This window comes from Maribacter sp. R86514, assembly GCF_044597005.1.
GTDB lineage: Bacteria > Bacteroidota > Bacteroidia > Flavobacteriales > Flavobacteriaceae > Maribacter.
Genome location: NZ_CP138999.1, coordinates 736,100 through 749,192 on the forward strand (window position 1 = coordinate 736,100; position 13,093 = coordinate 749,192).

Consider the following 13,093-nt stretch of genomic DNA (forward strand, 5'->3'; position numbering starts at 1 on the left):
GTAAAATTGTTAATTTAAAAATTCAAATATTCCTGCAGCTCCTTGACCTGTACCTACGCACATGGTAACCATTCCGTATTTGCCTTGCATATCTCTTTTACGCATTTCATCAAATAACTGAACAGATAACTTTGCTCCCGTACATCCTAAAGGATGACCAAGTGCAATAGCACCACCATTTACGTTTACGATATCTTGATCTATATTCAATTCACGCATTACGGCTAACGACTGTGAAGCGAATGCTTCGTTCAATTCAATTAAATCTATGTCGTTTAGCTTTAATCCTGCTTGCTTCAATGCTTTTGGAATGGCGGCAACAGGTCCAATACCCATAATTCTTGGTGGTACACCTGCAGCTGCATAATTAACCAATCTAGCAATAGGCTCAATATTTAATTCTTTTACCATTTCCTCGCTCATGATTAATACGAATGCTGCACCATCACTCATTTGGGATGAGTTACCGGCAGTTACGCTTCCACCAGCGGCAAACACAGGACGAAGTTTATTTAGAACCTCTACCGAAGTTCCTTTTCTAGGTCCTTCATCTTTAGTAACTGTATATTTACGATGTGCTTTTTTTCCATTAGCATCCAAATAAGTTTCCTCAACTTCAATAGGAGCTATCTGACTCTGAAAACGGTCTTCTGCTTGTGCTTTCAATGCTTTCATATGAGAATTGTAAGCAAAGTTATCTTGATCTTCTCTAGATACTTTGTACTCATTTGCTACAGCTTCAGCAGTATTACCCATTCCCCAGTAGTAATCTTCATGACCGGATTTTGCCAAGTCATAGTTTAGTTCTGGTTTGTTACCGGTCATAGGAACAGAACTCATGCTTTCTGCGCCACCAGCAATAATACAATCGGCCATACCGGCCTGAATTTTAGCAGCAGCAACACCAATAGTCTCTAAACCTGATGCGCAGAATCTATTTACCGTTACACCTGGTACATCTACAATGTCCAATCCCATTAACGAAATTAGCCTTGCCATGTTCAAACCTTGAGAACCTTCTGGCATTGCATTACCTACGATGACATCATCAATACGTTTTTTGTCGAATTGCGGCAATTCCTTCATCATATATTCGATGGTTTCGGCAGCCAATTCATCTGTACGCTTAAAACGGAAAACCCCTTTTGGAGCTTTTCCAACAGCAGTTCTATATCCTTTTACTATATATGCAGTTTTCATTTTTTATGCTTTAGGCTATTAGCTTTTAGCTATTAGCATTTAATTGTTGTTTTATAATTGACCTCTGGCTTATCACCAGAGGTTAATAGCTACGTATTTCTAATTACGTAACGGCTTACCCGTTTTCAACATATGCTGAATACGCTCCAAAGTTTTTCTTTCGGTACATAACGATAAGAAAGCTTCACGCTCTATATCCAATAAATATTGCTCGGATACTCGCGTAGGTTCTGATAAATCGCCACCTGCCATCACGTAGGCAAGTTTATTAGCGATTTTCTTGTCATGTTCGCTAATGTAATGGCTAGCCTCCATAGAGTCAGTACCAACTACGAACATACCCAACGCTTGTTTTCCCAATACTTTGATATCGTTTCGGGCTGCTGGTTGTGTATAACCAGATTCTGCCATTAACATGGCATGCGCCTTTGCAGTTGCAATTTGTCGGTCTTTGTTGACCACTACAATATCCTTACCTTTTTGAAGTAATCCTAAATCAAAAGCTTCGTAAGCAGAAGTAGATACTTTAGCCATACCAATGGTTAAGAAGTACTCTTGCAATACGTTTAATTCCACATCACCTTTCTTGAAAGTATCTTGAGCACGTAAAGCCATTTCCTTTGAACCACCTCCACCAGGAAGAACACCAACTCCAAATTCAACAAGACCCATATACGTCTCAGCTGCCGCAACAACCTTATCTGCATGTAATGAAATTTCACATCCACCACCTAATGCCATACCATGTGGAGCAGAGATAGTAGGAATAGAGGAGTAGCGCATACGCATCATCGTATCCTGAAAGTATTTAATAGCCATGTTAAGCTCATCATATTCTTGCTCAACCGCCATCATGAAAATCATACCAATATTTGCACCTACAGAGAAATTGGCAGCTTGGTTACCAACAACCAAACCTTGAAAATCTTTTTCGGCCATGTCTATGGCTTTGTTCAGGCCATTTAAAACATCACCACCAATTGTATTCATTTTAGATTGGAACTCTACATTTAAAATTCCATCACCTAAATCTTCAACAACAACACCGGCATTTTTAAATACCTCTTTTGATTTTCTAATGTTATCTAATATGATAAACGCATCTTGACCAGGAATCTTTTCCATGGATTTTTTCGGAATATCATAAAAATAAGTGCTTCCTTCTTTTACGGAGTAAAAAGAATCTTTACCTGTAAATTTCATTTCTTGAACCCAAGCTGCAGCTTCTAACCCTTCAGCTTTGATAAATTCAAGACCTTTATCTAGACCAACGGCATCCCAAATTTGGAAAGGACCATGTTCCCAACCAAAACCAGCTTTCATAGCATCGTCTATCTTATAAAGTTCATCTGTTATTTCAGGTATTCTATGAGAAACATAAGCGAACAACTGCCCGAAACTCTTACGGTAGAATTCACCTGCTTTATCTTTTCCTCCACAAAGAACAGCAAAGCGATCAACCACTTTGTCAATTGTTTTTGTTAACTCTAAAGTGGCAAATTTCGCACTCTTTTTAGAACGATAATCCATCGTCTCTAAATCAATCGTTAATATTTCAGTTTTGCCTTTATCATTTTTAGATTTCTTGTAAAAACCTTGTCCCGTTTTACTTCCTAACCACTTATTTTCCATCATTGTGTTGATGAAACCAGGTAGTTTAAATAAATCGTGACGCTCATCGTCTTTACAGTTATCATAAATACCATTTGCAACGTGCACAAGTGTATCTAACCCAACAACATCAACAGTTCTAAATGTAGCTGACTTTGGTCTGCCAATAACAGGACCTGTCAATTTATCTACTTCTTCTACTGTCATATCCATATCTTTTACCATATGGAAAAGACTTTGAATACTGAATATCCCTATTCTATTACCTATAAATGCAGGTGTATCTTTAGCAACAACAGAAGTTTTACCTAAGAATTTTTCACCGTAACCATTTAAGAAACTCAATACATCTGCATCTGTTTTTGGACCAGGAATGATTTCAAAAAGTTTTAAATAACGTGCAGGATTAAAAAAGTGAGTACCACAGAAATGTTTTTGAAAATCTTCACTTCTGCCTTCAGACATAAATTTGATTGGAATACCAGAAGTGTTAGAAGTGATAAGTGTACCAGGTGTACGGTACTTCTCAAGATTCTCGAACACTTGTTTTTTGATATCCAAACGTTCAACAACAACCTCGATAATCCAATCTACCTGAGATACCTTTGCAATATCATCCTCCAAGTTTCCTGTTGTGATGCGATTTGCAAAATTTTGATGGTAAATAGGAGATGGTTTAGATTTCAACGCTGCTTTTAAAGCATCGTTAACCATTCTATTACGAACTACCTTATCTTCTAAGGTTAAACCTTTCGCTTTTTCTTTGTCATTTAGTTCACGAGGAACAATATCTAACAATAAAACCTCTACGCCAATATTTGCAAAATGGCAGGCAATACCGCTACCCATTATTCCTGAGCCAATTACTGCTACTTTTTTAATGTGCTTGTTCATGTACTTTATGCTGTATTAATTTGATAAGTTGTTTTAAAATAATTTTTTGTCTGCAATAAGCTTATTGATGGCATCGGTGACTTCAAAAAAAGATTCTAATTTTTCTTCGGTGACTTCATTTTTTACTGCCTCGTTAAATCGTAAAACGGTACTTTTTGAATCATTTCTTTTTTCCAAACCAAAATCGGTTAAGTAAATAAGAACCCCTCTGCCATCCTTTGGGTTTGGTTTTCTTAGTATTAAACCTTTTTGTTCCATACTCTTCAAAATTCTAGAAAGGCTCGTAGCCTCCATTCCCATTTTTGGACCTAGTGAAGTAGATGGTGTGCCAGTCTTTGGATCAATACTCAATAAGGTAAAGCCAACAGCCATAGTAGAATCAAAATTCTTTGCTTCTTCATTATACATTCTTGCTACTGCTTGCCAAGTAGCTCTTAATGCATAATCTATTGTTGCATCTTTCATACTCTTTTAGTTGGTTTTCAAATATAAGAAAATTTATTATGCATGCATAATAAATTTAGTTTAAATTTTAGTTAAGAAGTAATTATAGAGAAATAGTAGTTCATAATTATTTATATGATATTTTGCCATTTACATAATATAGCGGTGTGTTTATTGACTATATAGGATTAGAATGAAGTATTCATTATATGGTATTGCGATTAATGAAATGAACATTTATAACTAAAAACACCCAAGTAAGTATCATTTCTGAATCTTAATTGGGTGTTTTTATTACCTGTAAAATAGCTTTTAAATACTATCAATGCTCATAGATGTCATTATATAGCGCCATGTATTTCTGCTTGATAATTTTTCTTTTCAACTTCATGGTAGGGGTAAGGTGTCCGCCTTCCATACTCCATGCATCTGGTGTAAGTCTAAATTGTTTTACTTTCTCCCATTTCGCAAATTTTTCATTTGCCTCATCAATTTCTTGTTGATATCGTTTTAAGACCTTTTCATTGGTTATAAGACTGGCGTTGTCAGAAACTGTAATATGATGTATTGAAGCCCATTCTTTTAAAAACTCAAAATCTGGTTGAATTAAAGCTGCGGGCATTTTTTCACCTTCACCAACAACCATAATCTGTTCAATAAACCTTGATTGCTTAAAACGATTTTCTAAAAGCTGTGGCGCTACATATTTACCACCAGAGGTCTTGAACATTTCCTTCTTGCGGTCGGTAATTTTTAAGAATCCTTCGCTGTCCAGTTCACCGATATCCCCAGTTAAGAAATAACCATCTACAATGACCTCTTTGGTTTTTTCTTCATCTTTATAATAGCCCATCATTACTTGCGGGCCTTTAATACAGATTTCACCGTCAGAGGCTATCTTGACTTCGGTTTGTCCAATGGGTTTACCAACAGTACCGATTTTAAATCCTCCTTCGCGCATATCGTTTACTGATATTACCGGCGAAGTTTCAGATAGTCCGTAGCCTTCCATTAGTCCGAATTCAGCAGCATTGAATATTCTTGATAATCGTGGTTGCAATGCGGCACTACCAGATGCTATTAAGCCAAGGTTTCCTCCTAAACCTTCTTTCCATTTACTGAAAATTAATTTTCTCGCTATAGATAGTTTCTTTTCATACCACCAACCATTTTGTCCATATGGTTCATATTCCAGTCCTATGTCCACCGCCCAAAAGAACAATTTCTTCTTTATGCCGGTAAGCTCTGTACCTTTGGTATATATTTTATCGTATACTTTCTCTAAAAGTCTAGGAACCGCTGTCATTACATGCGGACTGGTTTCTTTAAGGTTGTCGCTTATTTTCTCAAGAGACTCTGCATAATAAATAGAAACCCCTCTATATTGATATAGGTAAATCAACATTCTTTCATAAACATGACAAAGGGGCAAAAAGCTTAATGCTTTGGTTTTGCCATCTTCTATTGGAAAGCGTTTAGAGCTTTCAATAGCGTTAGTTACCAAATTGTTATGTGATAGCATAACACCTTTAGGTCTACCGGTCGTACCAGAGGTATAGATTAATGTTGCCAGATCATTAGGTGTAACCGTGTTCATTAAATTTTCTACCTCGCCTTGGTTAGATGTATCGGCACCTAATTCAAGAACTTTTTCCCAATTATCGCAGTTAGAAAGTTCATCGAAAGAATAAATATTTTCTAAACTTTTAACTTGATCTTTAATTGCAGATACTTTTTCATGTACTTCGTTACAAGAAACAAAACAGAATTTTGCCTCTGAATGATTTAGCACATATGCATAATCCTCTTCTGAGATTGTCGGATAAATTGGAACATTTTGTGCGCCTAGTTGAAGAATGCCAATATCCATAATATTCCATTCCGTTCTATTGGTAAGTGATATTACGGCAATCTTGTCATTGGGTTTTACCCCAAGGCGTAAAAGCCCTCGACTAATAGTGTTTGCTCTATCTATGTATTCTTGAGTAGATGTTTTAATCCACTCGCCATTTGTTTTTGACACCAATGCCTCTTTTAAGGCATGCTTTTCAAGCTGATAATATGGAAAGTCAAAAAGACGGGTAACTTTTTGCATACTTAATTTCTAATAAGAATTGCAAAATAGTGAAAGAACTCCATATTTTAAAATTGTATTGTTAAATAAATCAGCATCTCATTACAATATTCTTAATTAGAGCTTATTAGCATATCATACGTCGAATTTTACCATTTATCTACAATAAATTGTATTTGAACGTGTTATGTATACGTCTTAAATATTTGTAAGAAAATTCTTTAAAAATATATTTTAGATTTGAGAAATATTATTTGTCCCAAATTGTAGCATAATGGAAAAAAACTACTTACCTAAATTGTACTTAAAGTTAACAATCATCATTGCCGGTATTATTTTACCATTTGGCATTAGTGCTAAAACCGAACCGTTCAATTGCGATTACAATGCATATTTGTTTCAATATAATGATATTTATGCCTTAGATCTTGCGTCGGGTAGTTCTTATTTAGTTGCAGAAAATATAACACCGGGCAATGTAAACGGTGTTGGTTATAATGCAACCGATGGTTATTTATGGGGATACCTATCTACCCCATCAAGCACAATTGTAAGAATTGGAAAAGATTACACGGTAAATCAATATACAATTCCAGAATTACCAACAGGTAATAAATATGTCGGTGATATTTCACCTGATGGTGTTTATTATTTTAAGGCAGGAGGTTTCTCTTACTTCAAAGTCGATATCAATCCTGCTTCGCCAACATATCTAGAATATTTGGGTGCATTTGAATTAAGTCAAAGTCTTGGTATTGCAGATTGGGCTTTTAATGCTGCAGATGGCAATTTATACACAGTAGAAGGGAAATCAAGAAAACTATATAAAATCGACCCTGCAACCGGTAAGGTTTATAATTTAGGGGAAGTGCCTATTCTTGAAGGTTTAAGCTACACTTTTGGTGCGGTTTATTTTGATGTAGATGGTAACTTTTACATATCTGCTAACCAAACCGGGTCTGTATATAAAATAGAGAATGTTCAAGATATTTCTAATGGAAATATGAACTCTAATATTTTTGCGTTTGGTCCGGCAGCTTCTAGTAATGATGGTGCACGTTGCCCAACAGCTCCCGTACCGCAAGAAGATTGTATGAACGGAATAGATGATGATGGTGATGGACTAGTGGATTGCGACGATCCTTCATGTTCTGGTGTGGCATCATGCCCTGTAATCGTTACTACTTCCAGTGCCAGTAAAGGAGGCTTGGAAAGTAATGATAGATTGGCGAATTTAATTAGTAAAAGAAATTTTAATAGGGCTAAATCCAATTATGTCTTTAATAAAGAAACGGCAAAAAAAGTAGTTAAGAATGCTTATTACGGATTAAGTTCTAAAACCGCGATAAATGAAATTCCTTTAAGCAGTTTAGTGCCACTGGGTATCGTTGGTGAAACAAGTACTATAGAATCTTCGCCTTCAGATTTACTCGATTTAACAAACGCCTCCGATATTTATTCGGTTGATTATCTAAGCGGTACTGAAAATTTAGGGTCGTTAATGGTCATTAAAACAGATAATGCGGTTTATGAGCATAGCAAGTTCATTTGTGATCGTTTTCTTGGTGCGCAATTATTATCGGTTTCTAATATTCAATTACGTGAAAAAGATTTTATTAAGTCGATCATTAAACAACCTGATGGTAGTTTAGAATTCGCATTGACTTTTTCAGCAAGAGTAAATGACGATGATAAATTTACGATAGAATCGCATTGGAATATTGATGCCTATGCCAATGAGACATCTTATTACAATTTTCAAATCTGGTCGAATTCCGTAGACGATTTATTGTTATTGGCAGATGAAATTTTAAATCTACTAGAGGTTAATGCTGATATCACGCAGTACAACGGGTCAACGCCTCCGCCGGTATTCGTAAAGTCGGCAAGCTATAAAAATGGTGAAGTGTTACTGAATATCGTAAACAATAATAATTCGCAAAGTATTAACTTGGAGGGTGGCTTAAAGCTTACTGAAACCAGTGATACCGAAGTGCTGGGGGTATCAGCGGATATAGATGGATATTTAGATGCCGTTGCTCTTAAAACCGGCACCTTGTTCGATCTTGGTTTTAGAATAAGTGCAGGTTTAGGTACCACGCCAGACGACTTGTTCGTAGCAGATGCACCATGGGGTCTAGATGACTTGGCAAATGATACCAATGTTGAAACGTATGAAGTTTTGCCCGCCGATGGTCCTTATGTAGGTGATGGTTATCCTATAGAAAGAAATATAAAATTAGAAGGCACTACAAGTACTTATTTAGGTGTGTATCGTGCTTTGAGCCCTAGGTTTACCGCTGTAAATTTAAGTGATTATGGTAAAGTAAGTTTTGAGGCAAAAGGAACCGGTAATTTAGATGTGCAGTTGATAAAGGGTGACGGTTCAATATATAAAACTAGTATTGGCTTAGATGGTGAAATGGGTGAATATACCTTATCTGCAACCGATTTTAAAAATGACTTAGATGCGGGTACTGATTTCTCTGATATAAAAGTACTTTCCTTTAATCTAGTTGCCGAAAATGGATATGCAGAAGAGAAGTCTATCGAGCTACAAAATATAGATTTTCATAATCGTGAGCTGGGTCAAGAGTTTGTAGATTCAGATTTGAATAAGTCAATTGTATATCCGAACCCAATGATAGAAAGTTCTAGTTTATACTTTTTTGAAGAAAAGGCAGATACCTATCAGTTAGATATTTATTCTTTGAGTGGCAGATTACTTGGTAACCACCATATGGAAGGTGAAAGTGTAGCAGGGCAGAATGAAATAACGATAAAAAGAAAAGACTTATTCCCAGGGTTATACCTATACAAACTACAAAACTCTAGTGAAAAAACATGGAGCGGTAGATTGTTGGTTAGATAATACGTTTTGGTTGTAAAAAAAGCTGTGTACCCCAGACATGGGAGTGCACAGCTTTTGCTTTTTTATGAATATGCAATGGCTATTTCTGATTATCAACCCACGTTTTAGCATTTTTAAACGCTTCTAACCATGGTGAAACTTCATCAGTTCTATCCGTTGGATAATGTGCCCAGTTCCATGGAAAGATAGAACGTTCTATATGTGGCATAGTTACTAAGTGACGACCAGTTTTATCGCAAAGCATAGCGGTGTTGAAATCACTACCATTCGGGTTTGCCGGGTAACCTTCGTAACCATATTTAGCTACAATATAATAATTCTCTTCAGATAGTGGTAAAGCAAATTTACCCTCACCATGAGAAATCCATACTCCAAGTTTACTACCTTCTAAAGAAGAAAGCATTACAGAGTTATTTTTCTGAATTTCTACGGATGTAAAATTACTCTCGTGCTTATGAGAATCGTTGTACGTCATTTTACCGTGGGATTCATGCTCAGGATTAATTAAATCCAACTCCATAAACAACTGACATCCGTTACAAATACCTACAGATAACGTATCTGGTCTGGCAAAGAAGTTTTTTATAACCGTGTTTGCCTTCTCGTTATACTTAATAGCTCCGGCCCATCCTTTTGCACTACCTAGCACGTCAGAGTTGGAGAAACCACCAACAGCACCTAAAAATTGAATATCCTCTAAATTCTCACGACCAGAAATTAAATCGGTCATATGAACGTCTTTTACATCAAATCCTGCTAAATACATAGCATTTGCCATTTCACGCTCAGAATTACTTCCTTTTTCGCGTAGAATAGCTGCTTTTGGTCTACTTGAAATTTCTGAACGGTTTGGTAGTGTTATAGCTGCTGAACTTGGAAATTTGTATTGTAAAGGCTGAACTTTATAATTATCAAATCTATCTTTTGCTAAATCGTTTGCAGTTTGCTGATTATCTAGTAAGTACGATGTTTTGAACCAAGTGTCACGAAGGCTTTCAATGTTAAGTCCCATTTCCATACCGTTGTTTTTAACGGTAAGTGTTGCTTCATTAGAAACTGTTCCAATTTTTCTGACATCAATATTCTTAGACTTCAATATAGTTTCAACGCTATCATCTTTAGATTGAAAAACAATACCTGCATTTTCAGAAAACAATACTTTAATTGTATCTGGTTCTCCAAGTCCGGTTAAATCTAATTGAGCTCCTAAATTTGTATCGGCAAAACAAAGTTCTAATAAAGTCGTAATTAATCCGCCAGAAGCAACATCATGTCCTGCAACTATTTTATCCTCTTTAATTAAAGATTGAATAGAATTAAAAACAGTTTTGAAGTAAGCCGAATCAGTGATGGTAGGAGTTTCGTTGCCAATACTATTTCTAGTTTGGGCAAAAGAAGAACCGCCTAATTTAAAGTTATCTTTAGATAGGTTGATGTAGTAGATAGAACCAGCGCCTTTCTGTAAAACTGGCTCAACCACTTTAGTAATATCACTACAATTACCGGCAGCTGAAATTACTACGGTACCAGGAGAGATAACATCACCATCTTTATATTTTTGCTTCATGGAAAGGGAATCCTTTCCCGTAGGTACGTTAATGCCTAAATCGATAGCAAAATTAGATACAGCCTGTACAGCTTTGTATAGTCGTGCATCTTCACCTTCATTTTTGCAAGGCCACATCCAGTTGGCAGAAAGTGATACAGAAGCTAATCCGTCTTTAAGCGGAGCCCAAACCAAATTGGTCAATGATTCCGCAATACTATTTTTACTACCTGCAGCAGGGTCAATCAATGCAGAAATAGGAGAGTGCCCAATACTAGTGGCGATTCCTTCTTTTCCTTTAAAATCCAACGCCATTACCCCGCAGTTGTTCAACGGTAGTTGTAACGGACCAACACATTGTTGTTTTGCAACACGACCACCAACACAACGGTCAACCTTGTTTGTAAGCCAATCTTTACTGGCAACGGCTTCTAGTTGAAGAACGGCATCCAGGTAATCATGGAAAAATTCCAATGAATACGCTGCATTTTTATAATCGCGTTTTACGGTACTATCTGTCATCACTGTTTTGGGAGAGCTACCGAACATATCTGACAACGCTAAATCCATAGGCTTAGCACCGTTGGTTTTAGATTCAAAAGTAAAACGGTCGTCACCAGTAACATCACCAACTTCATACATTGGTGAACGCTCACGGTCAGCAATTCGTTTTAAGAGGTCTACATCATTTTTACCGATTACAAGACCCATACGTTCTTGAGATTCGTTTCCTATAATTTCTTTAGCGGATAGGGTAGGGTCACCAACAGGTAATTTATCTAAATCTATTTTACCACCAGTTTCCTCTACAAGTTCAGATAAACAGTTCAGGTGTCCGCCGGCTCCGTGATCATGGATAGAAACAATGGTGTTTTCATCACTTTCTACCATACCACGAATGGCATTGGCAGCTCTTTTTTGCATTTCAGGATTAGAACGTTGTACGGCATTAAGTTCAATAGCAGAGCTAAATTCACCCGTATCAGCACTAGAAACAGCGGCACCGCCCATACCTATACGGTAATTGTCGCCACCTAGAATTACAATTTTGTTATCTGTTTCTGGCTTATCTTTAATAGCTTGCTCAACTTTACCATACCCAATACCACCTGCTTGCATTATTACTTTATCGTAACCCAGCCTACGGTGACTGAGCGAAGCCGAAGTCTTATCTTCTGAAGATTCAAACGGAGTAGAAGCTTCATCATATTCGAACGTAAGAACCGATCCGGAAATTAGAGGCTGTCCAAATTTGTTCCCAAAGTCAGAAGCACCATTAGAAGCTTTTATAAGAATATCCATTGGTGTTTGGTATAGCCAATCTCTTTCTTTCATTCCCTTTTCCCAAGGTCTTTCTTTTTCTAAGCGAGAGTATGCTGTCATGTAAACAGCCGTACCAGCAAGAGGTAAAGAACCTTTACCTCCAGCTAGTCTATCTCTTATTTCTCCACCCGCACCAGTTGCGGCACCGTTAAAAGGCTCTACAGTAGTAGGGAAATTGTGTGTTTCCGCCTTAATAGAAATTACGGAGTCAAACTCTTTCTCCTGATAGTAATCTGGCTTGTCTGCTGTTTTGGGAGCAAATTGCATTACTCTAGGTCCTTTTACAAACGCAACATTGTCTTTGTAAGCAGAAACGATATCATTAGGAAACTCTTGAGAAGTTTTCTTAATCAGCTTAAATAGCGAAGAAGGCATTTCTTCACCGTCAATGACAAAAGTGCCATTGAATATTTTGTGCCTACAGTGTTCAGAATTTACCTGGCTGAACCCGAATACCTCAGAGTCGGTAAGTTTTCTACCTAATTTCTTGCTCAGGTTTTCTAGATAATCAACTTCTTCATCGTTAAGGGCTAAGCCTTCTTGTTTGTTGAAGGCAGCGATATCTTCAATATTTAAGATAGGTTTTGGTGCTATATGAATATCGAATACCTCTTGATTTAATGTGCTGTATTTCTGAGAAATCATAGGGTCGAATCCTGAAAATTCTTCTGCTACGGCATTAAATTCTTCAATCCGAATAATTCCCGAAACTCCCATATTTTGAGTAATCTCAGTGGCATTGGTACTCCAAGGAGTAATCATTGCGGCTCTAGGACCAACAAAAAAGGCGTCAAGAGACGCCGCATTTATTTTAGGTTGGTTGCCGAACAACCATATAAGTTTACTTATATCTTCAGATGATAGTTCCTTAGCGGTCTGTACCGCAAAAACCTTTTTGCTAGGTTCCCCAAAAAAGTGAATCATTGTAGTGTGTCTGGTATTGATTTTTGAATTACAAAATTAAGACTTTACTAGCTACTATTTACGGTAAATTGAAACACTTTTAAACAGTAATTGTTAATGAAATAAGTAAGATTTTGTTTTATCTTTATTGGCTGGCTTTAAAATATTTATAAAGCAATACTTTAAAGTCTGAAAATTAGATTTTAACTATAAACATATAAATAGT

6 protein-coding genes are annotated in these 13,093 nt (G+C 36.6%); 1 reads left to right on the forward strand and 5 read right to left on the reverse strand.

The features are described 5' to 3' along the window. Positions 1-9 precede the first annotated feature (9 nt). From SJY30_RS03145 to SJY30_RS03160, 4 genes are all read right to left on the reverse strand, one after another. Positions 10-1,200, reverse strand: a complete 1,191-nt coding sequence (locus tag SJY30_RS03145; RefSeq protein ID WP_396634162.1) for an acetyl-CoA C-acyltransferase — start codon at positions 1,198-1,200, stop codon at positions 10-12. A gap of 99 nt (positions 1,201-1,299) precedes the next feature. Beyond that, entirely contained in the window at positions 1,300-3,705 is a 2,406-nt protein-coding gene (locus SJY30_RS03150; RefSeq protein WP_396634163.1) for a 3-hydroxyacyl-CoA dehydrogenase NAD-binding domain-containing protein, read from the reverse strand. A gap of 33 nt (positions 3,706-3,738) precedes the next feature. Continuing rightward, on the reverse strand, positions 3,739-4,170 hold the full coding sequence (locus SJY30_RS03155; protein WP_396634164.1) for a MarR family winged helix-turn-helix transcriptional regulator: 432 nt from the start codon (positions 4,168-4,170) through the stop codon (positions 3,739-3,741). A gap of 301 nt (positions 4,171-4,471) precedes the next feature. Continuing rightward, positions 4,472-6,244: an AMP-dependent synthetase/ligase gene (locus SJY30_RS03160; RefSeq protein ID WP_396634165.1), complete on the reverse strand. Its 1,773-nt coding sequence runs from the start codon at positions 6,242-6,244 to the stop codon at positions 4,472-4,474. Between the two features lie 253 nt (positions 6,245-6,497). Between SJY30_RS03160 and SJY30_RS03165 the strand changes: the two genes are divergently transcribed. Then, positions 6,498-9,095 (forward strand): DUF6923 family protein, encoded by a 2,598-nt coding sequence (locus tag SJY30_RS03165; protein WP_396634166.1) that lies wholly within the window; start codon positions 6,498-6,500, stop codon positions 9,093-9,095. A gap of 79 nt (positions 9,096-9,174) precedes the next feature. Here the strand turns inward: SJY30_RS03165 and purL are convergent, their stop codons facing one another. After that, positions 9,175-12,888 (reverse strand): phosphoribosylformylglycinamidine synthase, encoded by a 3,714-nt coding sequence (purL, locus tag SJY30_RS03170; protein ID WP_396634167.1) that lies wholly within the window; start codon positions 12,886-12,888, stop codon positions 9,175-9,177. Positions 12,889-13,093 lie beyond the last annotated feature (205 nt).